The 22,350-nt window shown below is 70.4% G+C and carries 21 protein-coding genes and 1 riboswitch; of the genes, 8 read left to right on the top strand and 13 right to left on the bottom strand.

The genetic code is table 11. The annotated features are described in order from the left end of the window. Positions 1-26 precede the first annotated feature (26 nt). Entirely contained in the window at positions 27-1,541 is a 1,515-nt protein-coding gene (locus AB0F38_RS26675) for a gamma-aminobutyraldehyde dehydrogenase (RefSeq protein WP_361898375.1), read from the bottom strand. A gap of 218 nt (positions 1,542-1,759) precedes the next feature. Between AB0F38_RS26675 and AB0F38_RS26680 the strand changes: the two genes are divergently transcribed. Beyond that, the gene (locus tag AB0F38_RS26680; protein WP_361898378.1) at positions 1,760-2,299 is read left to right on the top strand and encodes an NADAR family protein; all 540 of its coding nucleotides are present in this window, start codon (positions 1,760-1,762) and stop codon (positions 2,297-2,299) included. Positions 2,300-2,362: 63 nt separating this feature from the next. On the opposite strand, the gene AB0F38_RS26685 is transcribed toward AB0F38_RS26680, so the two are convergent. Beyond that, a complete protein-coding gene (locus tag AB0F38_RS26685) occupies positions 2,363-3,049 on the bottom strand; it encodes a DUF4190 domain-containing protein (RefSeq protein WP_361898381.1) in 687 nt (228 codons plus the stop codon). A 118-nt stretch (positions 3,050-3,167) separates the two neighbouring features. Here AB0F38_RS26685 and AB0F38_RS26690 point away from each other — a divergent pair, with 118 nt between their 5' ends. From AB0F38_RS26690 to AB0F38_RS26700, 3 genes are all read left to right on the top strand, one after another. Continuing rightward, positions 3,168-4,205 carry an adenosine deaminase gene (locus AB0F38_RS26690; RefSeq protein ID WP_361898383.1) on the top strand — a complete coding sequence of 346 codons (1,038 nt, stop codon included), beginning with the start codon at positions 3,168-3,170 and terminating at the stop codon, positions 4,203-4,205. Positions 4,206-4,226: 21 nt separating this feature from the next. Next, positions 4,227-4,931: a glycerophosphodiester phosphodiesterase gene (locus AB0F38_RS26695; RefSeq protein ID WP_361898386.1), complete on the top strand. Its 705-nt coding sequence runs from the start codon at positions 4,227-4,229 to the stop codon at positions 4,929-4,931. Between the two features lie 61 nt (positions 4,932-4,992). Then, positions 4,993-5,793, top strand: coding sequence for an SAM-dependent methyltransferase (locus AB0F38_RS26700; protein WP_361898393.1), 801 nt, complete (start codon positions 4,993-4,995; stop codon positions 5,791-5,793). Positions 5,794-5,884: 91 nt separating this feature from the next. Here AB0F38_RS26700 and AB0F38_RS26705 read toward each other — a convergent pair whose 3' ends face one another. After that, on the bottom strand, positions 5,885-6,406 hold the full coding sequence (locus AB0F38_RS26705) for a hypothetical protein (RefSeq protein WP_361898396.1): 522 nt from the start codon (positions 6,404-6,406) through the stop codon (positions 5,885-5,887). Between the two features lie 228 nt (positions 6,407-6,634). After that, positions 6,635-8,074, bottom strand: coding sequence for a gamma-aminobutyraldehyde dehydrogenase (locus tag AB0F38_RS26710; RefSeq protein ID WP_361898399.1), 1,440 nt, complete (start codon positions 8,072-8,074; stop codon positions 6,635-6,637). 177 nt (positions 8,075-8,251) lie between these two features. On the opposite strand from AB0F38_RS26710, the gene AB0F38_RS26715 reads away from it, so the two are divergent. The 4 genes from AB0F38_RS26715 (at position 8,252) to AB0F38_RS26730 (ending at position 12,206) form a co-directional block, all read left to right on the top strand. Then, a complete protein-coding gene (locus AB0F38_RS26715; RefSeq protein ID WP_361898401.1) occupies positions 8,252-8,743 on the top strand; it encodes an Lrp/AsnC family transcriptional regulator in 492 nt (163 codons plus the stop codon). Then, positions 8,728-10,107, top strand: coding sequence for an aspartate aminotransferase family protein (locus AB0F38_RS26720; protein ID WP_361898404.1), 1,380 nt, complete (start codon positions 8,728-8,730; stop codon positions 10,105-10,107). The genes AB0F38_RS26715 and AB0F38_RS26720 overlap by 16 nt, the downstream gene beginning before the upstream one ends. 216 nt (positions 10,108-10,323) lie before the next feature. Continuing rightward, entirely contained in the window at positions 10,324-11,061 is a 738-nt protein-coding gene (locus AB0F38_RS26725) for an ATP-binding cassette domain-containing protein (protein WP_361898407.1), read from the top strand. Next, entirely contained in the window at positions 11,043-12,206 is a 1,164-nt protein-coding gene (locus AB0F38_RS26730; protein WP_361898410.1) for a hypothetical protein, read from the top strand. The genes AB0F38_RS26725 and AB0F38_RS26730 overlap by 19 nt, the downstream gene beginning before the upstream one ends. A 62-nt stretch (positions 12,207-12,268) precedes the next feature. On the opposite strand, the gene AB0F38_RS26735 is transcribed toward AB0F38_RS26730, so the two are convergent. The 9 genes from AB0F38_RS26735 to rpsB all read right to left on the bottom strand — a co-directional run bounded on the left by AB0F38_RS26735 (position 12,269) and on the right by rpsB (position 22,150). Next, entirely contained in the window at positions 12,269-13,300 is a 1,032-nt protein-coding gene (locus AB0F38_RS26735; RefSeq protein ID WP_361898413.1) for an ABC transporter ATP-binding protein, read from the bottom strand. 2 nt (positions 13,301-13,302) lie between these two features. Beyond that, a complete protein-coding gene (locus tag AB0F38_RS26740; RefSeq protein WP_361898563.1) occupies positions 13,303-14,916 on the bottom strand; it encodes an iron ABC transporter permease in 1,614 nt (537 codons plus the stop codon). Positions 14,917-14,978: 62 nt separating this feature from the next. Then, on the bottom strand, positions 14,979-16,067 hold the full coding sequence (locus AB0F38_RS26745) for a thiamine ABC transporter substrate-binding protein (RefSeq protein WP_361898416.1): 1,089 nt from the start codon (positions 16,065-16,067) through the stop codon (positions 14,979-14,981). 73 nt (positions 16,068-16,140) lie between these two features. After that, positions 16,141-16,257: riboswitch (TPP riboswitch) on the bottom strand. 122 nt (positions 16,258-16,379) lie between these two features. Next, positions 16,380-17,486, bottom strand: coding sequence for a 23S rRNA (adenine(2503)-C(2))-methyltransferase RlmN (gene rlmN / locus AB0F38_RS26750; protein ID WP_361898418.1), 1,107 nt, complete (start codon positions 17,484-17,486; stop codon positions 16,380-16,382). Between the two features lie 105 nt (positions 17,487-17,591). Then, positions 17,592-18,674, bottom strand: a complete 1,083-nt coding sequence (locus tag AB0F38_RS26755) for a phosphatidate cytidylyltransferase (RefSeq protein WP_361898421.1) — start codon at positions 18,672-18,674, stop codon at positions 17,592-17,594. Further along, positions 18,674-19,231, bottom strand: a complete 558-nt coding sequence (gene frr / locus AB0F38_RS26760) for a ribosome recycling factor (RefSeq protein ID WP_056791162.1) — start codon at positions 19,229-19,231, stop codon at positions 18,674-18,676. The genes AB0F38_RS26755 and frr overlap by 1 nt, the downstream gene beginning before the upstream one ends. Positions 19,232-19,346: 115 nt before the next feature. Next, a complete protein-coding gene (gene pyrH / locus AB0F38_RS26765) occupies positions 19,347-20,123 on the bottom strand; it encodes a UMP kinase (protein ID WP_361898425.1) in 777 nt (258 codons plus the stop codon). Between the two features lie 157 nt (positions 20,124-20,280). Further along, positions 20,281-21,117 (bottom strand): translation elongation factor Ts, encoded by an 837-nt coding sequence (gene tsf, locus AB0F38_RS26770; protein WP_361898428.1) that lies wholly within the window; start codon positions 21,115-21,117, stop codon positions 20,281-20,283. Between the two features lie 100 nt (positions 21,118-21,217). Beyond that, positions 21,218-22,150: a 30S ribosomal protein S2 gene (gene rpsB / locus AB0F38_RS26775; protein WP_361898431.1), complete on the bottom strand. Its 933-nt coding sequence runs from the start codon at positions 22,148-22,150 to the stop codon at positions 21,218-21,220. Between the last annotated feature and the right edge of the window lie 200 nt (positions 22,151-22,350).

The following is a 22,350-nucleotide window of genomic DNA, read 5'->3' on the forward strand; positions in this document are numbered from 1 at the left end:
GGGTGGGGCCGCCGGGCGGCAGCCTGCTATCGGTCCCCGAAGACGGTGCGGTGCCAGTCCTTCGCGGCCACCGCGGTGTTGTCGTACATGACGTGCTTGACCTGCGTGTACTCCTCGAACGAGTACGACGACATGTCCTTGCCGAAGCCGCTGGCCTTGTACCCGCCGTGCGGCATCTCGCTGATGATCGGGATGTGGTCGTTGATCCACACGCAGCCCGCTCTCAGCTCACGGGTGGCGCGGTTCGCCCGGTACAGGTCGCGGCTCCACGCGGAGGCGGCGAGCCCGTAGGGGGTGTCGTTGGCGAGGCGGATTCCCTCGTCGTCGGTGTCGAAGGGCAGGACGACCAGGACCGGGCCGAAGATCTCCGAGGTCACGATCTCGCTGTCCTGGGCGGCGCCCGTGATCAGGGTCGGCCGGTAGTACGCCCCGTCCGCGAGGTCGCCGCCGGGCGCCTCGCCGCCGGTGACGACGGTGGCGTACGCCCGGGCGCGCTCGACGAATCCGGCTACCCGGTCGCGCTGCCGACGGCTGATCAGCGGACCGAGGTCGGTGGACGGGTCGAAGGGGTCGCCCAGGCGCACGGTCTCCATGAGACCGGCGACGCCCGCGACGAACGCGTCGTACAGCGGGCGCTGCACATAGGCACGGGTGGCGGCCGTGCAGTCCTGGCCGGTGTTGATGAGGGCTCCGGCCACCGCTCCGTTGACCGCTGCGTCGAGGTCGGCGTCGTCGAACACGAGGAACGGCGCCTTGCCGCCGAGTTCGAGGTGGAGGCGCTTGACGGTGGTGGCGGCGATCTCGGCGACCCGCTTGCCGACCGCGGTCGACCCCGTGAAGGAGGTCATCACGACGTCGGGGTGTCCGACGAGGTGTTCCCCCGCGTCCTTGCCCGCTCCGCAGACGATGTTGATCACGCCGTCGGGAAGGCCGGCCTCCGTGGCTGCCTGCGCGAACATCAGCGCGGTCAGCGGGGTGATCTCGGCGGGCTTCAGCACGACGGTGTTGCCCGCCGCGACGGCCGGCAGGATCTTCCAGGCCGCCATCTGGAGCGGGTAGTTCCAGGGTGCGACGGAACCGACGACCCCGAGGGGCTCGCGGCGTACGTAGGAGGTGTGGTCGCCGCTGTACTCGGCGGCCGACTTCCCTTCCAGGTGACGGGCGGCGCCCGCGAAGAACGCGGTGTTGTCGACGGTGCCGGGCACGTCGAACTCGGTGGAGAGCTTGAGGGGCTTGCCGCACTGCAGGGACTCGGCGTACGCGAAGTCCTCGGCCTGCCCGGCGAGTACGGCGGCGAAGCGGTGCAGCAGCTCCGACCGCTCGGCCGGGGTGGCGCCGGACCAGCCGGGGAACGCCTCGCGGGCGGCGGCGACGGCCGCGTCCACCTCATCGGTTCCGGCCAGTTCGTAGCGGTACACCGTCTCGCCCGTGGCGGGGTTCACCACCTCCTGGTGGCGCCCCGACGTGCCGGGCCGCAGCCGTCCGCCGATGTACTGCGCACCGTCGGCGAAGCGGTCCCGCACCTGGAAGCCGTTGCCCATGACACTCTCCTCCGCCGTTCCCGCAGACCGGGGCGGCGTAGCTTCTTCTCGAATTGAGTGCCGATCCTGACAGAGAGGACCTCTACCAACAAGTGATTCCGTTGTTTCCTTTTGGTTACGCGACGAAATCTGTCGACGATGTGTCGGGCGGTCACGGAAATCCCCGGACGGACCGTCCGTGGTGGATGCCAGACTCGGCTGCCATGGAGCAGCGTTGCATGGACGAACTTCTCGCTCGGGCGGCCCGCGGCGAGAGCCTGAAGTACCTGCCGTTCTGGGGGCACAGGCCCCGCGCGGACGGGCGGCTCGGGGAGAGCTGTCTCAGCCAGTGGTGGCCGGCGCCGTTCACGGTGGACTCGGTGACCTACGCGTCGGCCGAGCACTGGATGATGGCCGGCAAGGCCCGCCTCTTCGGCGACACGGAGGCCGAGGCGCAGGCTGTGGCCGCGAGCAGCCCGGCGGTGGCGAAGAAGGTGGGCCGGCTGGTCCGGGGCTTCGACGACGCCGTGTGGACGCGTGAACGGTTCGGCCTGGTGGTGGCGGGCAGCGTCCACAAGTTCGGGCAGGACCCGGCGCTGCGGGCGTACCTGCTGGGCACGGGGGAGCGGGTGCTCGTGGAGGCGAGCCCGATGGACCGGATCTGGGGCATCGGGCTGGCGAAGGACGATCCGCGGACCGCGGACCCCGCTGCCTGGCGGGGGCGGAACCTGCTGGGCTTCGCGCTCATGGAGGCGCGTACGCGGCTGCGCGCGCCGTGAAGCGGCCCGTGGCGGGGCCGGGACGGTGTCCCGGCCCCGCCACGGGCGACGGTTCCCCTGCGGTCAGCGCGTGGCGTCGGCCACCAGCGAGGTGGAGTACGGGTCGTCGTAGTCGTAGTCGCTTCCCGACTCCTCGTTGGCGACGGCCCAGATGAGGAATCCGAGGAACACGGCGCTGATCACCATCGCGATCGAGCCCAGGATGATCCCGGCGAGCGCCATGCCGGCGTTGGTCGCCTCGCCCCGCTTCGCCCGGCCACGGCCGATGATGCCGAAGATCAGCGCGAGGAGGCCCAGCACGACGCCGACGCCCCACATGCAGAAGCCGACCACCGCGATGATGCCGAGCACCATCGCCGCGGTCCCGAGACCGTTGGCGGGCGCCGGATTGCCCCAGGCGGGCTGGCCGCCGTAGCCGGGGTACCCCGGGTACCCGCCGTACGGGGCTGCGGGCGGGGCGGGCGCCGGGTAGCCGTACTGGCCGGCGGGCGGAGCGGCGGGCATGCCCGGTCCGTTCGGCGCGACGGGCGGCGGCGGCACGTCCGCCTGCGGCGGGCCGAACCCACCGGACGCCCCCGGTATCGGCCCGGTGCCCGGTTCGGCGCTGGGCATGGACGTGACCGTCGGCTGGTCGTGCACGGTCGGCGGGCGGGTCCCGGACTGCTTGCCGAGCTCCACCCTGCTGTCCGGCGGCGCCCATGGATCGCGTGGCGCGGCCCCGCCCCCGGTGTGCTGCGTGTTGTCTGACATGGGCCTCCCCCATCGTGGTCCCGCCATGCTACGGCCCGCCCTCGGGTCGCCCGGCCCCGCCTACGATGACCGGTGCAGCCGGTGTGCCCGGCCTGTATCCGAGATCCGGGAGAATCCGATGAACGATCTGCACCCCTTCATCGCGGGGCTGCCCAAGGCCGAGCTCCACGTCCACCACGTCGGTTCCGCCTCGCCCCGCATCGTGGCCGAACTCGCGGCCCGCCACCCCGACTCCAGGGTCCCCACGGACCCGGAGGCGCTCTCGGACTTCTTCACCTTCACCGACTTCGGGCACTTCATCGACGTCTACCTCTCGGTGGTGGACCTGATCCGCACCCCCGAGGACGTCCGGCTGCTGACGTTCGAGGTGGCCCGGGACATGGCGCGCCAGAACATCCGGTACGCGGAGCTGACCCTCACCCCGTTCAGCTCCACCCGCCGGGGCATCCCCGAGCAGGGCTTCATGGAGGCCGTCGAGGACGCCCGCAAGGCCGCCGAGGCCGAGCTGGGCGTCGTCCTGCGCTGGTGCTTCGACATCCCGGGCGAGGCCGGTCTCGAAGCCGCCGAGGAGACCACCCGGCTCGCGGTGGACCTGCGGCCCGAGGGGCTCGTCTCCTTCGGCCTCGGCGGACCCGAGGTCGGGGTGGACCGCCCGCAGTTCAAGCCCTACTTCGACCGGGCCCTCGCCGAGGGTCTGCACTCCGTCCCGCACGCCGGGGAGACCACGGGCCCCCAGACCGTCTGGGACGCGCTGACCGCACTGCGCGCCGAGCGGATCGGCCACGGCACGAGCTCCGTCCAGGACCCGAGGCTGCTGGAGCATCTCGCCGAGCACCGCATCGCGCTGGAGGTGTGCCCGACCTCGAACATCGCCACCCGCGCCGTCGCCGACATCGAGCGGCACCCGCTCAGGGAGATGGCCGGGGCGGGCGTCCTCGTCACGATCAACAGCGACGACCCGCCCATGTTCGGTACCGACCTCAACAACGAGTACGCGGTGGCGGCCCGGCTCCTCGGTCTGGACGAGCGCGGTCTGGCCGGCCTCGCGAAGAACGCCGTCGAGGCGTCCTTCCTCGATCCGGCCGGGAAGCGGATGCTCGCCGCCGAGATCGACACGTACACGACGAACTGGCTGGAGACTCCCCCCGCCCGGTGACCCCGCGGTCACAATGAACCCATGGCCCTCACCGTCACCGCCGTGGCCCACCGCGGCGATCCGTACCGTGCCCGCGAGAACACGCTCCCCTCGATCCGGTCCGCCGTGGAGCGGGGGGCGGACGCGGTCGAGATCGATGTCCGCGTCACCCGTGACAAGGTGCCCGTCCTGCTCCACGACTCCACCCTGGAGCGCCTGTGGGGCCATGAGGTGCGTCTGGACCGCGTCGACCACCGCGACCTGGTGGAGATGACCGCCGGCGGGGTTCCCACCCTGCGGGAGGCTCTGGCCGCCGCCGGTGCCCGACGGCTCATGATCGACCTCCCGGGCTCGACGGACGCGTCCGTCCGGGCGGTCACGGGCGTGGTCCGCGAGTGCGGGGCGGGCGGGCGCGTGTACTACTGCGCGGACACGGACGCGATGCTGCGGGTGCGCGCGGCGGACCCGTCCGCCGAGATCGCGCTGACCTGGACGACGCTCGCCCCGCCCCGGCCCGTCCTGCTCGACGCGGTGCGGCCGCACTGGCTGAACTACCGGTTCGGCCTGGTGAGCCGCGAACTGACGGACCGTATCCACCGGGACGGCCTGCTCGTCTCCGCCTGGACGGCCGACACCGGGCGCACGATGCGCCGGCTGGTCGCGTGCGGCGTCGACTCGATCACCACCAACCGGATCGACACCCTGCGCGCCCAGCTGGCCAAGTCACCGTCCCGCGGCTCCTCTTGATCGGTCCGGCATCATGGGTACCGCATCACACGTGATGTCCGGACCGGCGCCAGGAGCAGATGTGACCGGCCCCCGCACGGAACCCACCCGCATCCGTTCCGATATCGCCCACAACGCCCGGGTGTGGAACTACTGGCTGGGCGGCCGGGACAACTACCCCGTGGACCGGGTGGTCGGTGACCGGGTCACCGGCATGTACCCCGGCATCGGCGAAGTGGCGCGCGCCGACCGCGCGTTCCTCGGCCGGGTGGTGCACCATCTGGCCGGGGACGTGGGCATCGGCCAGTTCCTGGACATAGGCACCGGCCTGCCGACCGCGAACAACACCCACGAGGTCGCCCAGCACACGGCGCCCGATGCCCGCGTCGTCTACGTCGACAACGACCCGACCGTGCTCGCGCACGCACGTTCCCTGCTCACCAGCTCCCCCGAAGGAGCCACCGAGTACCTCGACGCGGACGCCCGCGATCCCGAGCGCATCCTGCGGGCCGTGGAACGGACCCTGGACCTGAGGCGCCCCGTCGCGGTGATGATGCTCGGCATCCTCAACTTCGTCCTGGACACGGACGAGGCGCGGTCCGTCGTGAGCGGGCTGATGGACGCGCTGCCGTCCGGCAGCCATCTGGTGCTCACCCACCCCACGCTGGAGCTGGGCGGCGAGGGCAACGAGGCCGCGATGCGCTTCTGGAACAGGAACGCCACCCCGCCGATCACCGCCCGCGGCCGCTCCGAGTTCGCCTCGTTCCTCGACGGACTCGACATCCTGGACCCGGGCATCGTGTCGTGCGCGCGGTGGCGCCCCGACGGCGGCCTCCGGCCGGCCCCGGTCGCCCAGTTCGGTGCGGTGGGCCGGAAGCCCTGACGCGGATACCGGGCAGCCGGCGGTCTCCGCACCGGGCCCGGGCCGTCGGCGGCGGCGTGACGGCGGCCCGCGCAGGCAGGGCGGATGAGCATCACGCCGGCACCGGGAGCGGCGTCCCCTGCACCGCTTCCAGCCGCTTGATCATGCGGCGGACGAGGAGCAGCGGGATGACGCCGAAGACCCCGAAGGACATGTCGATGACGGTCCACCAGAAGGGGATGTCCCGGATCGGCCCGCAGATCAGGGCCAGCGGGATGATCCCGGCACAGGCGATCATGCCGAATTCGACGACCCAGATGTTGCGGACCGGATCACGGTAGGGGCCGTAGAAGGCGACCGCGATGACCAGGTGGGCGAAGGCCAGCCAGTCGGTTCCGTAGAGCACGAAGGGGTACCTCGCGTCGGCCTCGTCGAGGCCGGTCCGCACCCTGGTGATCCACTCCATCAGGGCCGGGAAGTGCTCGGGGACGGGCGAGGCGGAGGACTGCAACAGGCCCTCCGTCCAGCGGAGTTCGTGCACCAGCGGGAAGGCGGTCAGACCGCTCAGCACCAGGCAGACGATGAAGACGACCAACCACACGCGTATGCGCCGCAAGAGGGCTCGCTCGCTCATGTCCGCAGCGTACGCCCATCATGAACACGTTCAAAAGCTGGGGGTGACACGCGTCGGCGGCTCGGGCCGGCTCCTCGCCGGCCCATGGGCCGGCGACGTGCCTCACCACTCCAGCGAGCGGAAGTGCCCTGCCCCGCACGGTCCGTCCATGACCTGCGGCGGCACGAGCTCCGGGAACACGAGAGGCCCCGGGCGTGAGCCCGGGGCCTCTCACGGGCTGCGCGCCGGTCAGTCGTCGAGCGACGTCATGACGTGCTTGATCCGCGTGTAGTCCTCGAAGCCGTACGCCGAGAGGTCCTTGCCGTAGCCGGACTTCTTGAAACCGCCGTGCGGCATCTCCGCGACGAGCGGGATGTGGGTGTTGATCCACACACAGCCGAAGTCGAGGTTCTTGGACATCCGCATCGCGCGGGCGTGGTCCTTGGTCCACACCGAGGAGGCGAGGGCGTACTCGACGCCGTTGGCGTACGCGAGCGCCTGGGCCTCGTCCGTGAAGGACTGGACGGTGATGACGGGGCCGAAGACCTCGTGCTGGACGATCTCGTCGTCCTGCTTGAGGCCGGAGACGACCGTCGGAGCGTAGAAGTACCCCTTGTCGCCGACCCGGTGACCGCCCGCCTCCACCTTGGCGTGCGCGGGGAGCCGCTCGATGAACCCGCTCACCTGCGCCAGCTGGTTGGCGTTGTTGAGCGGGCCATACAGCACGTCCTCGTCGTCCGGAAGGCCGGTCTTCGTGTCGGCCGCCGCCTTGGCGAGCGCCGTGACGAACTCGTCGTGGATGGACTCGTGGACCAGGACACGGGTCGCGGCCGTACAGTCCTGGCCGGCGTTGAAGTAGCCGGCGACGGAGATGCCCTCGACGGCCTTCGCGATGTCGGTGTCACCGAACACGACGACGGGCGCCTTGCCCCCGAGCTCCAGGTGAACACGCTTGACGTCCTTGGCGGCGGACTCGGCCACCTGCATGCCGGCCCGCACCGAGCCGGTGATGGAAGCCATCGCCGGGGTCGGGTGCTCGACCATCGCGCGGCCGGTCTCCCGGTCGCCACAGATGACGTTGAAGACGCCCTTGGGCAGGATCTGTCCGATGATCTCGGCGATCAGCACGGTCGACGCCGGGGTGGTGTCGGACGGCTTGAGGACGACGGTGTTGCCCGCGGCGAGCGCCGGGGCGAACTTCCAGACGGCCATCATCATGGGGTAGTTCCACGGGGCGACCTGCGCGCAGACGCCCACCGGCTCCCGGCGCACGATCGAGGTCAGGCCCTCCATGTACTCGCCGGCCGAGCGTCCTTCGAGCAGCCGGGCGGCACCCGCGAAGAAGCGGATCTGGTCCACCATCGGCGGGATCTCTTCGGTGCGGGTGAGCTCCAGCGGCTTGCCGGTGTTCTCCGACTCGGCCGCGATGAGGTCCTCGGCCCGCTCCTCGAAGGCGTCCGCGATCTTCAGCAGTGCCTTCTGACGCTCGGCGGGCGTCACGTCACGCCATGCGGGGAACGCGGCCGCGGCGGCCTCCATGGCGGCGTCGACGTCGGCCCGCCCGGAGAGCGGCGAGGTCGCGTAGACCTCCTCCGTCACCGGGTTGACCACGTCGATGGTCCGCCCGTCCGCGGCGTCCCGGAACTCTCCGTTGATGTAGTTGCGCAGACGGCGCACCTCGGTGGTCACAACCACCCCTCCTGTCAGCTGTCCGATGGGTGAGACGTCCACCCTAGACGCTCCGGTGACGCTTTCGACATACCCACTTGACGCCACCTTCGGATTCAGTGACATAGAGGTGCCCAGACAACGAATTTCATTGATTCAGGCTTGCCAGACAGACGAGTCGCGGTGCAGAGTGGGCGCGTGGCCAGTCGTAGCGCAGACTCCAGGACCGGGAACGGATCGTCACCAGCGGTCGATGCCGTCTCCCTAGCGATCATCGAGCAGCTCCAGGAGGACGGCCGCCGGCCGTACGCCGCGATAGGCAAGGCGGTGGGCCTGTCCGAGGCCGCTGTGCGCCAGCGCGTACAGAAGCTGCTCGACCAGGGCGTGATGCAGATCGTCGCCGTCACGGACCCCCTGACGGTGGGGTTCCGGCGCCAGGCCATGGTCGGCGTCAACGTCGAGGGCGACGTCGAACCCGTCGCCGATGCCCTGTCGGCGATGACCGAGTGCGAGTACGTGGTGATGACCGCGGGCTCCTTCGACCTGATGGTGGAGATCGTCTGCGAGGACGACGACCACCTGCTGGAGACGATCAACAGACGCATCCGGGCCGTACCCGGTGTGCGCTCCACCGAGAGCTTCGTCTACCTCAAGCTCAAGAAGCAGACCTATATGTGGGGAACCCGATAGCCGTGAGCAAGGACCTCAGCCGGACCGCGTACGACCACCTGTGGATGCACTTCACCCGCATGTCGGACTACGAGAACGCGCCCGTTCCCACCATCGTGCGTGGCGAGGGCACCTACATCTACGACGACAAGGGCAAGCGCTACCTCGACGGCCTCTCCGGCCTGTTCGTCGTCAACGCCGGACACGGCCGCCACGAGCTCGCCGAGGCGGCGTACAAGCAGGCGCAGGAGCTGGCCTTCTTCCCGGTCTGGTCCTATGCGCACCCCAAGGCCGTCGAGCTCGCCGAGCGGCTCGCGGGCCACGCCCCGGGCGACCTCAACAAGGTCTTCTTCACCACGGGCGGCGGCGAGGCCGTGGAGACGGCCTGGAAGCTGGCCAAGCAGTACTTCAAGCTCACGGGCAAGCCGACCAAGTACAAGGTCATCTCGCGTGCGGTCGCCTATCACGGCACCCCCCAGGGAGCCCTGTCGATCACCGGACTGCCCGCGCTCAAGGCCCCGTTCGAGCCGCTGGTGCCCGGCGCGCACAAGGTGCCGAACACCAACATCTACCGCGCGCCGCTCTTCGGCGACGACCCGGAGGCCTTCGGCCGCTGGGCCGCCGACCAGATCGAGCAGGAGATCCTCTTCGAGGGCGCCGACACCGTGGCGGCCGTCTTCCTGGAGCCCGTGCAGAACGCCGGCGGCTGCTTCCCGCCGCCGCCCGGCTACTTCCAGCGGGTGCGCGAGATATGCGACAAGTACGACGTGCTGCTCGTCTCCGACGAGGTCATCTGCGCCTTCGGCCGCCTCGGCACCATGTTCGCGTGTGACAAGTTCGGCTACGTACCGGACATGATCACCTGCGCGAAGGGCATGACGTCGGGCTACTCCCCCATCGGCGCCTGCATCATCTCCGACCGGCTGGCCGAACCGTTCTACGAGGGCGGCAACACCTTCCTGCACGGCTACACCTTCGGCGGCCACCCGGTGTCCGCCGCGGTCGGTCTCGCCAACCTCGACATCTTCGAGCGCGAGGGCCTCAACCAGCACGTCCTGGACAACGAGAACGCCTTCCTCACCACGCTGCGGAAGCTGCACGACCTGCCGATCGTCGGCGACGTCCGCGGCAACGGCTTCTTCTACGGGATCGAGCTGGTGAAGGACAAGGCCACCAAGGAGACCTTCACCGACGAGGAGACCGAGCGCGTCCTGTACGGCTTCCTCTCCAAGGCGCTCTACGACAACGGCCTCTACTGCCGGGCCGACGACCGCGGCGACCCGGTCGTCCAGCTGGCGCCGCCGCTGATCTCCGACCAGTCGACGTTCGACGAGATCGAGGGCATCCTGCGGGCCGTCCTGACAGAGGCCTGGACCAAGCTCTGACCGGCGCTCCGGCCACCGCCGGTAGCGCTTCCAGCAGTCATTTCATACGGTCCACACGGCCCGGATCCACCCGTTCGAGTGAGAAGGGGCGGCTCCGGGCCGCGTGCTGTCCCGACACCCCGGTCCGACTCCCTAGCGTGCCGAGTGACCGATCGGCCCTGTCCTGGTTCCCCCGTTCGGGGGACGGGAAATCTGATCTGAACCGAGGTGTACGCCATGGTGGCCCCGCCGGACAACGACGTGATCTGGGCTCGTTCCCTGCACCACTCCCACAACGGATCCCCGGGGCTCGGCGGAGTCTCCCTCGGTGTCCGCGACGGCGAGGTCCTCGCCGTGACCGGTCCGCGCGGGAGCGGCAAGACGACGCTGCTCCACTGCCTCTCCGGCCAGCTGGTGCCCCAGCAGGGCGAGGTCTGGTTCAACAGTGTCCCCGTGCACACCATGGGCCCCCGGCTGCGCGAACGCCTGCGCCGCGACCGGTTCGCCTGGATCGCCGCCGAGCCCCAGCTCGTGCCGGAGCTGACCACCTGGGAGAACGCCGCCCTGCCGCTGCTGCTGCGGGGCGTCTCGCACCGGGCGGCGAAGAAGGCGGCGACGCAGTGGCTGGAGCGTCTGGACATCGGCGCGCTCGCCAGGAAACGGCCGCACACCCTGCTCCAGGAGCAGCGTCAGCGGGTCTCCGTGGCCCGGGCCCTGACCGCCGCGCCGACCGTGCTCTTCGCGGACGAGCCGACGGCGACGCTGCACCGGGCGGAGCGCTCACAGCTGCTGCGTACCCTCACCACGGCGGCCCGGTCCCACGGCATCACGGTCGTGCTCGCCACCCATGACGCGGAGGTCGCCGCCCTCGCCGACCGTGCTGTCCCGCTGCTCGACGGCCGCCGTGTCACCACCGTCGCCCTGCCCGCCGCGTCCGATCCGGAAGGCCGCTCGGCGTGCTCGCTCTCCGTCTGACCCGCGGATCCCATCCCCTGGTCCTGATGCGGCGGCTGCTGCTCGCCGCGGCGTCGGCCGGCGTCGGTTTCCTGCTGCTGTGCACCCTGGGATACGCCTCCGGGCACCCGGCGCACGCCACCGGTTCCGTCCTGCGGCTGCTGTGGTGCGCCGTGCCGCTGGCCGCGACCGTACAGTTCGCGGTCGCGGTGGCACGTACGGACCCGAGCACCCGACCGCGCCCAGGACTCTTCGCCGCCGGCCTCGGGCCGGTCCGGCTGACCGCGCTCGCCGCGGCGTCCACCGCGGTGTCCACCACGCTGGGTTCGATGGTGGCGCTGCTCTTCTTCCTCCACCTCCGCGGCGATCTGACCGGACTGCCCTTCGACGGCGGCGCGGCCGAATTCCTCGGCGCGGGGACGCCGTTGCCGCTCGCCGCGGCGCTCACCCTGCTCGCCCTCGTACCGCTGGTCTCGGCGGCGGCCAGTGCGTTCGCGCTGCGCTCCCGGCCGGCCGCGCCCTCCGCGACCCAGGAGACCGAGGACCTGCTCGCCCCGGCTCCCTCGCCCACGGGACTGCCGTGGGGCGTGGCTCTCACCGCGGCCGGCCTGGCGGTCGAGGCGTACGCGAGCCGCGGCTCGGCGGGCAGCCCCTTCCCGCTGCCCGGGCGGCTCGACTCCACCCCGGCGAGCGTGCTGGCCGGTTGGACCCTCACCGCGATCGGTCTGGCCATGGCCGGTCCCGGCCTCACCCACCTGTGCGGGCGGCTGCTCCAGGCCGTGCGCCCCGGGGGCGTGCGGCTGCTGGCTGGCCGGGTCCTGATGGACGAGGCGTCCCGGGTCGGGCGCCCGCTCGGAGTGGTCTGCGCGGTGGTGTCCGGGGTGATCGCGGCCTCGGTGCTGTACACCGGCGGCCCGCGTCCCTTCGGCCCGCTCACCGCGCTCGGCGCCGTACTCGTCCTCGGCTGCACCACGGCGACGCTGCTGACCTCCGCGCTGGAGGCCAAGCAGGCCCGGGCCCGCACGGCCGAGACCCTGTGGCGTATGGGCGCTCCCGCCTCCGCCCTGCGCACCGCCACGGCCCTGCGCGCGGCAGTGCTGCTGATCGTGTTCGCCCCGCTGACCTGGGTGATCGCGGAGCTGGCGGCGCTGCCGCTGACGAGGTGACGGCCCTGTCGGCCGATGCGCCCCAGGGCCGCGTGGACCACGCGTGCGCACCCGGCGTCGTGTCAGCGCGGGCCGGCCGGGGGCAGGACCACGGTCTCCGCCGCGTCGAACGTCACGCCGACCACGGCGCCCTCCTGCGGGGTCTCTCGCAGTCCGCACTCCGCCTCCAGGGCGGGCCCGCCGCCGGGGTACAGGGTCACGGCGACATGGTGGCCCCGGAAGACGCGCGGGCCCACGGTGCAGCGCAGCCCGTCCTCCGGCCCGCCGATCCGCACCCCGGCGGGCCGCACCAGCAGCTCGCACCGGCCCCCGGGCGAACCGTCCGGCACCGGCACCTTGCCCCAGACGGTGTCGGCGGCCGTGCCGGTCACCGTCGCCTCCACCACGTTGTCGAAGCCGAGGAAACGGGCGACGAAAGCGGACGCGGGCCGCTGCCAGACCTCCAGCGGGGTGCCCGCCTGGGCGATCCGGCCCTCCCGCATCACCACCACCCGGTCGGCGAGGGCGAAGGCCTCGCCCTGGTCGTGGGTGACGGCGAGCACCGTCGTACCCAGCCGGCCGAAGAGGGTGCGGAGTTCGACGACGAGCCGTTCGCGCAGGCTCCGGTCCAGCTGTCCCAGCGGTTCGTCCAGCATCAGCAGTCTCGGGCGGGGTGCCAGCGCCCGGGCGAGGGCCACGCGCTGCTGCTCGCCGCCGGACAGGGCGGCGACCGCCCGCCGTCCGGCGCCGGGCAGGCCGACCAGGTCGAGGAGTTCGTCGGCCCTGCGGTCGCGCTCCGCGCGGGAGACCCCGCGCATCCGCAGTCCGAACGCGACATTCGCGCCGGCGTCCCGGTGCGGGAAGAGCTGATGGTCCTGGAACATCAGGCCGAGCCCGCGCCGGTGCACGGGCACCGCGGCCTGGTCGGCACCGTCCAGGAGCACCCGTCCGCCGTCCGGCCGCCGGAGCCCGGCGACGACCCGAAGCAGTGTCGACTTGCCGCTGCCGCTCGGTCCCAGGACACAGACGATCTCGTGGTCGGCGACCTCCAGGTCCACCGAGTCCAGGGCGGTCCGCTCCCCGAAGCGGACGGTGACCGACTCCAGTGCCAGCATCTCTAGAACTCCCCGGATCGGTCGGTGCGGATACGTTCGAGCAGGAGCAGCGACACCGCGCAGACGATCATCAGGATCGTGCTGAGGGCCATCGCCTGTCCGTAGTTGAGCTCGCCGGACCGTCCCAGCAGTCTCGCGACCGCCACCGGCAGGGTGGGGTTGTCGGGACGTGCGATGAACACGGTCGCGCCGAACTCGCCGAGCGACACGGCGAACGCGAAGCCGGCGGCCACCAGCAGCGCACGGCGCACCAGCGGCAGGTCGACCTCGCGCCAGGCCCGCAGCGGCGAGGCACCGAGCACCGCCGCCGCCTCCCGCAGCCGGCCGTCGACCGCCCGCAGGACGGGCAGCATGATGCGTACGACGAAGGGGACGCCCACGAGCGCCTGTGCGAGCGGTACGAGGATCCAGGACGTGCGCAGATCGAGCGGCGGTTCGTCGAGCGTGATCAGGAAGCCGAAGCCGACGGTGACCGCGGACACCCCGAGCGGCAGCATCAGCAGCGCGTCGAAGCCGCGCACCAGAGGTCCCGCCCGCCGGGTCAGGGCCGCTGCGGCGAGACCGCCGATCACGAGGGCGATGAGGGTGGCGACGACGGCGTACCGCAGCGAGTTCCCGATGGCATCGAGCGGCGGGACCAGGAAGGTGGAGCCGCTCGCCTCGGCGGACTGCAGGGCGCGGTAGAAGCCGAACCCGTGGCCGCCGGAGGTGTCCAGGGAGCGTTCCACCAGCACGCCGAGCGGCACCACGATCAACAGCAGGACGGTCAGCAGCACCCCGCCGACCAGCACCCGCTGCCCTGCGCCGCGCGGCGGGCGGGCGGTCTGTGCCGGGTCGACCAGCTTGAGCGCCGTCTCCCTGCGCCGCACGGTCCACGCGTGTGCGGCGAGGACCCCGCCGACCGCGGCGAACTGCACCAGGGTCAGCACGGCGGCCGTCGGCAGGTCCAGCAGTTGGGCGGTCTGCCGGTAGATCTCCACCTCCAGCGTGGAGTACGCGGGGCCGCCGAGGATCTGGACGACTCCGAAGGAGGTGAAGGTGAAGAGGAAGACCATCAGGGCCGCGGCTGCCACGGCCGGGGCCAGAGCGGGCAGGGTCACCCGCCGCCAGGCGGTGAGGCGTCCGGCTCCGAGCACCCGGGCGGCCTCTTCCTGGCGGGGGTCGAGCTGCGCCCACAGGCCGCCGACGGTCCGTACGACGACCGCGTAGTTGAAGAACACGTGGGCGAGCAGGATCGCCCACACCGTCGTGTCGAGCCGGACGCCCCATAGCTCGTCGAGGAACCCGCCGCGCCCCAGCACCGCCAGGAACGCCGTACCCACGACGACCGTCGGCAGGACGAACGGCACGGTCACGACGGCACGCAGCAGGTGTTTGCCGGGGAAGTCGAACCGGGCGAGGACGTAGGCGCCGGGCAACGCGATCAGCAGGGTGAGCCCGGTCGAGGCGAGGGCCTGCCAGGTCGTGAACCAGAGGACGTCCAGGATGTCCGGCCGGCTCAGCACCTCGCCGATCCGGCCGGACTGCCAGACGCCGTCCGTCCTGAGACCCCGGCCGACGATCGCGACGACGGGGTAGGCGAAGAACAGCGCGAAGAACGCGACGGGCACGGCCATCAGGCCGAACCGCACCGCGTTCCCACGCGCGTCGCCCCTGCCCCTGACCGCGGGCGGGGTGGCTACTTCACGACGAGCGAGGACCATGACTGGACCCACTGCTCACGGTTCTTGGCGATCTTCTCCGGCGCCACCGTCGCCGGCTTGCCGACGGTCTCACCGAACTTCGTGAAGAGCTCGGGCAGCTCGGCGTCCTTCGCGACCGGGTTCACGAACATGTTGAGCGGCATGTCCTCCTGGAACTGCTTGCTGATCAGGAAGTCCAGCAGCGCCTTGCCGCCCGCCTCGTTCTTCGCGCCGTCCAGCAGGCCGGCGAACTCGATCTGACGGAAGCAGGTGCCGGTGGAGACCCCGGTGGGGGCCTCGGTGGGCTGCGGTTCGGCGTACAGCACCTCGACGGGCGGGCTGGAGGCGTAGGAGACGACGAGCGGCCGGTCCGCCTTGGTCTTCCTGCCGCCCGCGGAGCCGGAGAACTCCTCGTTGTACGCCTGCTCCCAGCCGTCGACGACCTTGACCCCGTTGTCCTTCAGCTTCTTCCAGTAGTCCTGGTAGCCGGTCTCGCCGTAGGTGGCGACCGTGCCGAGGAGGAAGCCGAGGCCGGGCGAGGAGGTCGCGGCGTTCTCGGTGACGAGGAGGTTCTTGTACGCGGGCTTCAGCAGGTCCTCGAAGGACTGCGGCGGGTCGAGCTTCTTGTCCGCGAAATACTTCTTGTCATAGTTGACGCAGATGTCGCCGGTGTCCACGGGCGTGACCCGGTGCCCGGTGGCATCGAGCTGGGCGTCGGCCGCGACACGGTCGAGGCCCTTCGCCTCGTACGGCGTGAACAGACCGTTGTCCAGCGCGCGGGAGAGCAGCGTGTTGTCGACGCCGAAGAAGACGTCACCGCGCGGGGAGCCCTTGGTCAGGATCTCCTGGTTGAGCGCGGCGCCCGCGTCGCCGCTCTTCAGCACCTTGATCTTGTAACCGGTCTCCTTCGTGAACGCCTTCAGGACGGAGTCCGAGGCGTTGAAGGAGTCATGGCTGACCAGGGTGACGGTCCGGGAGCGCCCGGAGCCTTCGGGCTCGTCGTCGGAGCCGCCGCAGCCGGCGAGCACGGTGACGCCGAGCGCGGCGGCGAGCGCCGTCGCGGCGTACTTCGTGGTGGTGTTCATGTGTGATTCCTCCTGGGCGTGACCAGGAAGAGACGCGGCCCCGCCCACTCGGTGAGCGGGCAGGGCGCAACAGCTTGAGTAAGGTCCGAACTTCCTACCCGGAATGACCCGGGCGAGGTTCAGAGGGTCTGCGGCCGACCTGTCCTCGGTGCCGCACTCTCAGCGCTGTGGCGCTCCCCTGTCGGAATATGAAGTTGATTTTCGGACCAGGCTACACCGGCCGGATCAGCCCGGTGCACCGGCCGTACCGGCCCCGCGCACCGGGCTCCGCCCGGCCGGTACGGCCCGGGCCCACCGGGCCGGACCGGAGTCTCAACGCTCGGAGGCGGCGAGCTGGCCGCAGGCTCCGTCGATCTCCTGGCCGCGGGTGTCCCGGACCGTGACGGGCACACCGTGGGCGGCGATCGCCTCGACGAACGCCTTCTCGTCCTCGGGCCGCGAGGCGGTCCACTTGGAGCCGGGCGTCGGGTTCAGCGGGATCAAGTTGACATGGACCCGCTTGCCCTTGAGCAGCCGGCCCAGCCGGTCACCCCGCCAGGCCTGGTCGTTGATGTCGCGGATCAGCGCGTACTCGATGGAGATGCGGCGGCCGGACTTGTCCGCGTACTCCCACGCCGCGTCCAGGACCTCACGGACGTTCCAGCGGGTGTTGACGGGGACGAGGGTGTCGCGCAGCTCGTCGTCCGGGGCGTGCAGCGAGACGGCGAGGCGGCACTTGAAGCCCTCGTCGGCGAAGCGCAGCATGGCCGGCACCAGGCCCACCGTGGAGACGGTGATCCCGCGCTGCGAGAGTCCGAGGCCGTCCGGCTCCGGATCCGTCAGCCGTCGGATCGCCCCGACCACCCGCTTGTAGTTGGCCAGGGGCTCGCCCATGCCCATGAAGACGATGTTGGACAGCCGCGCGGGTCCGCCCGGGACCTCGCCGTCGCGCAGCGCCCGCATCCCGTCCACGATCTGGTGCACGATCTCGGCGGTCGACAGATTGCGGTCGAGGCCGGCCTGCCCGGTCGCGCAGAACGGGCAGTTCATCCCGCACCCGGCCTGCGACGAGATGCACATCGTCACCCGGTCCGGATAGCGCATGAGGACGGACTCGACGAGCGTCCCGTCGTGCAGCTTCCAGAGCGTCTTACGGGTGGTGTCCTCGTCACAGCTGATGTGGCGCACCACGGACATCAGGTCGGGGAACAGCGCCTCGGCGAGCTTGTCCCGTGAACCGGCCGGGATGTTGCTCCACTCGGCCGGCCGGTGCGCGTACCGCGCGAAGTAGTGCTGCGACAGCTGCTTGGCGCGGAAGGGCTTCTCGCCGGTCGCGGCGACTGCTTCCTTGCGCTCGTCGGGGGTGAGGTCGGCGAGGTGCCGCGGCGGCTGCTTGGCTCCGCGGGGCGCGACAAACTGGAGTTCTCCGGGCTTAGGCATGGTTCTTCAAGTGTCGCAGACATACGAGTGAGGGCCCGCCGCCCTGTGGACAACGGACCCTCACTCGAAAAACCGCAGGTCAGGCAGCATGCCCACGGAACCTGTTCAGCCGGATCCGACGAACAGCACCAGCAGCAGCCAGACGACCGGCGCGGTCGGCAGCAGTGAGTCGAGCCGGTCCATGATGCCGCCGTGGCCCGGCAGCAGCGTGCCCATGTCCTTGATGCCGAGATCCCGCTTGATCATGGACTCGCCCAGGTCGCCGAGCGTGGCGCTGGCGGCTACGGCGAGGCCCAGCAGCAGTCCCTGCCACCAGCTGCCGTCGTCGATCAGGAACTGCATGCACAGCGCACCGGCGGCCATCGCGAAGCCGATCGCGCCGAACAGGCCCTCGCGGGTCTTCCCGGGACTGATGCGAGGTGCCAGCTTGTGCGTGCCGAAGCGCCAGCCGACGGCGTACGCACCCGTGTCGGCGACCACCGTGAGCAGCAGGAAGGTCAGCACCCGCCACGAACCGTCGTCCGCGGTGAGCATCATGCTGACGAACGTCGCCAGGAACGGCACGTAGAACACGGCGAAGACACCGGCCGTGACGTCCTTGAGGTAGCCCTCCGGTGACTCCGTCATCCGCCAGACGAGGACCGCGAGAGCTGTGAGCGCCATGGCGACCCAGGCGCCCTCCGCGTCCCGCACGTAGCCGGCGACCACCATGGCGGCGCCGCCGACGGCGAGCGGCACGAGGGGGGCGTTGATCCCCTTGCGCTCCTCGAGGCGGGAGGTGAGCTCCCAGAGCCCCACCACCACCGCGAGCACGACCACGCCGACGAAGACGGCCTTCACGATGAAGAGCGACCCGGCGACGACCGCGCCGAGCCCGAGGCCTACCCCTATGGCAGCACGCAGATCACGCCCCGCACGCTTCTTGTGCGGCGGGGGCGACGGCAACGGGGTGGACATGGGCTCCTGCGGCTTCTCGTCACGGAACAGGGGGCCGCTGACACGCGCCGCGGCGTCCCTGTTCCGGTCGTCAGCGTCTCTACCTGCGTCGGGAACGTCCGGCACGATGGGCATGGGCCGAGTCTGCTGGGCGCCGTACACATCGTGAGCAGGACCCGCCGGAGCGGCCCCCATCTCGGGCGCGCCCCAGTAACCGGCTCCCTGCGGGGCGCCCCAGGAAGAGTCGTTCATCAGACCTCGAGCAGCTCGGCTTCCTTGTGCTTGAGCAGCTCGTCCACCTGCGCGACGTACTTCGCGGTGGTGTCGTCGAGCTCCTTCTCCGCGCGGCGGACCTCGTCCTCGCCGGACTCCTTGTCCTTGACGAGCTTGTCGAGCGTCTCCTTGGCCTTGCGGCGGATGGCCCGGATCGAGATCTTGGAGTCCTCGGCCTTGGTCCTCGCGACCTTGATGTACTCCTTGCGGCGGTCCTGCGTGAGCTCCGGGAACGTCACTCGGATGATGTTGCCGTCGTTGCTCGGGTTGACGCCGAGGTCGGAGTCGCGGATCGCCTGCTCGATGTTGCGCAGTGCGGTCTTGTCGAACGGAGTCACCACGGCCATCCGCGGCTCGGGAACCGAGAACGAGGCCAGCTGGTTGATCGGGGTCAGCGCGCCGTAGTAGTCGGCGACGATCTTGTTGAACATCGCCGGGTGCGCACGGCCGGTACGGATCGCGGCAAAGTCCTCTTTGGCGACCACGACGGTCTTCTCCATCTTCTCCTCGGCCTCGAGGAGGATTTCTTCGATCACCACGTGCTCCTGCGTGTCTTGAGTGGGCCCGGCGTCGTCGGGCCCTGCGGATCCTGCGTCGCGTCCTCACCTGCACGGTGTCCGACCGGCAGGCCGTTGTCCATCCTTTGGGCCGTCAGGCCCGGGTGCTCTCGTCGCTCACGAGCGTGCCGATCTTCTCACCCTTGACCGCGCGGGCGATATTGCCTTCCGTGGTCAGCTCGAAGACAAGGATCGGGAGCTGGTTGTCGCGGCAGAGCGTGATCGCGGTGGCGTCGGCGACCTTGAGGTCGCGGGCGATCACCTCGCCGTACTCCAGTGCGTCGAACTTCACCGCGCCGGGGTTGGTCCTCGGGTCGGAGTCGTAGACCCCGTCCACCCCGTTCTTGCCCATCAGGAGCGCCTCGGCGTCGATCTCCAGGGCACGCTGGGCGGCCGTCGTGTCGGTGGAGAAGTACGGCATGCCCATACCGGCACCGAAGATCACGACTCGCCCCTTCTCCAGGTGCCGTACGGCACGGAGCGGGATGTAGGGCTCCGCGACCTGGCCCATGGTGATGGCGGTCTGGACGCGCGAGTCGATGCCCTCCTTCTCCAGGAAGTCCTGCAGCGCCAGGCAGTTCATGACCGTGCCGAGCATGCCCATGTAGTCGGACCGCGCCCGGTCCATGCCCCGCTGCTGGAGCTCGGCGCCACGGAAGAAGTTGCCGCCGCCGATGACGACCGCGATCTCCGCGCCGTCGCGTACGACCGCGGCGATCTCGCGGGCGATGGCGTGCACGACATCGGGGTCGACACCGAGACCCCCGCCGCCGGCGAACGCCTCGCCGGACAGCTTCAGCATGAAGCGTCCGGAAATCGTGCCGTCGTCGCGCTTGTGGTCACCGTGTGTGGCGTCCGCGCCCTTGTTCATGGAGATTCTCCTCGTGCACATACGAAGAAGGCCATTGCCGTGGGTCTGCTGTCCCTCAGCGGCAATGGCCTCCTCGTCAGTTCTGCGGTCGTCCGGCTGAGTGCGGCCGACGACTGCACCAGACCCTATCGGGGTCCACCGTTGTTCGCGGACGGACTCAGATGCCGACCTTGATGCGCGCGAAGCGCGTCAGGCTGACACCGGCCTCGTCCAGGACCTTCTGGACCGACTTCTTGTTGTCCTTGGCGAAGGCCTGCTCGAGGACGACGACCTCCTTGAAGAAGCCGTTGACGCGACCCTCGACGATCTTCGGGAGGGCGGCCTCGGGCTTGCCCTCCTCGCGCGAGGTGGCCTCGGCGACACGACGCTCGTTCTCGACCGTCTCGGCCGGGACCTCGTCGCGGTTGAGGTACTTCGGGGCGAAGGCGGCGATGTGCTGCGCGACGTCCTTGGCGACCTCGGCGTTCTCCTTGTCCAGCTGGACGAGGACGCCGACCTGCGGCGGGAGGTCGGGCATCGTGCGGTGCATGTACGCAGCCACGTAACCGCCGGTGAACTGCGCGAAGCGGTCCAGGACGATCTTCTCGCCGAGGTTGGCGTTGGCCTCGTCCACGTACGCCTGGACGGTCTTGCCGGCCTCGATCTCCGAGGCGAGGAGCGCCTCGATGTCGGCCGGGGAGGTCGCGGCGACGTGCGCGGCGAGCGTGTTGGCGACGGTCTGGAACTTCTCGCCCTTGGCGACGAAGTCCGTCTCGCACTTCAGCTCGAGCAGGACGCCGGACGTCTTGTCCTCGGAGATGAGGGAGACGACGGCACCGTTCTCGGCAGAACGGCCTTCGCGCTTGGCGACGCCCTTCTGGCCCTTGATACGGAGCGCCTCGACGGCGCCGTCGACGTTGCCGTCGGCCTCGTCGAGCGCCTTCTTGCAGTCCATCATGCCGGCGCCGGTGAGCTCGCGGAGCTTCTTGACGTCAGCGGCGGTGTAGTTCGCCATGAGTCTGTTTTCTCTCTCGAAGTCTGAAAGATCTACGGGTGAACGGCGGGGGCGGTGCCTGCGCACCGGCCCCCGCCGTCTTCAGCCGTGACTGACGGGGTCAGGCCTGCTCGCCGTCCGCGGCCGGAGCCTCGGCCTCGGCGGCGGGGGCCTCGGCGGCCGGGGCCTCGTCCTGCTCGGCAGCGGCGGTGGCCGGCTCGGCGTCGGCGGCCTTCTCGGTCTCGGCGGAGGACTGAACCTCGGCGTCGTCCTTCTTCTCGCCCTCGAGCAGGTCACGCTCCCACTCGGCGAGCGGCTCGCCGGCGGCCTTCTCGCCCGGCTTCGAGTCACCGGTGGCGGCACCGGAACGGGCGATGAGGCCCTCGGCGACGGCGTCGGCGATCACGCGGGTGAGCAGGGTGACGGAGCGGATCGCGTCGTCGTTGCCCGGAATCTTGTAGTCGACCTCGTCGGGGTCGCAGTTGGTGTCGAGGATCGCGACGACCGGGATGTGGAGCTTGCGCGCCTCACCGACGGCGATGTGCTCCTTCTTGGTGTCGACGATCCAGACGGCGCTCGGCACCTTCTGCATCTCGCGGATACCACCGAGGGTCTTCTCCAGCTTGGCCTTCTCGCGGGAGAGGACCAGGAGCTCCTTCTTGGTGAGGCCGGAGGCGGCCACGTCCTCGAAGTCGATGAGCTCGAGCTCCTTCAGACGCTGAAGGCGCTTGTAGACGGTGGAGAAGTTGGTGAGCATGCCACCGAGCCAACGCTGGTTGACGTACGGCATGCCGACGCGCGTCGCCTGCTCGGCGATGGCCTCCTGGGCCTGCTTCTTCGTACCCACGAACATGATGGAGCCGCCGTGGGCGACGGTCTCCTTGACGAACTCGTAGGCGCGGTCGATGTACGACAGCGACTGGAGCAGGTCGATGATGTAGATGCCGTTGCGCTCGGTGAAGATGAAGCGCTTCATCTTCGGGTTCCAGCGACGGGTCTGGTGACCGAAGTGGACGCCGCTTTCCAGCAGCTCCCGCATCGTGACGACGGCCATGGCCGTACTCCTTGAGGTGCTCGGTTATCGCGACCGCAGGATTGCTGTCGCGCCTGACGCCCCGACGCGCCGTGCCACGAGGGACCGAGGAGCGCGGCCACCTCCGCAGAGAGGGAGGTGGCGGGGCGTGCGAAGTCGACCCGGTGACCCGGATCGCCAGAAGAAGTGTACGGGACCCGTCGGGTGCCGGGTGACGGCGA

Source organism: Streptomyces sp. NPDC025273, from assembly GCF_040638585.1.
Lineage (GTDB): Bacteria > Actinomycetota > Actinomycetes > Streptomycetales > Streptomycetaceae > Streptomyces > Streptomyces cinereorectus.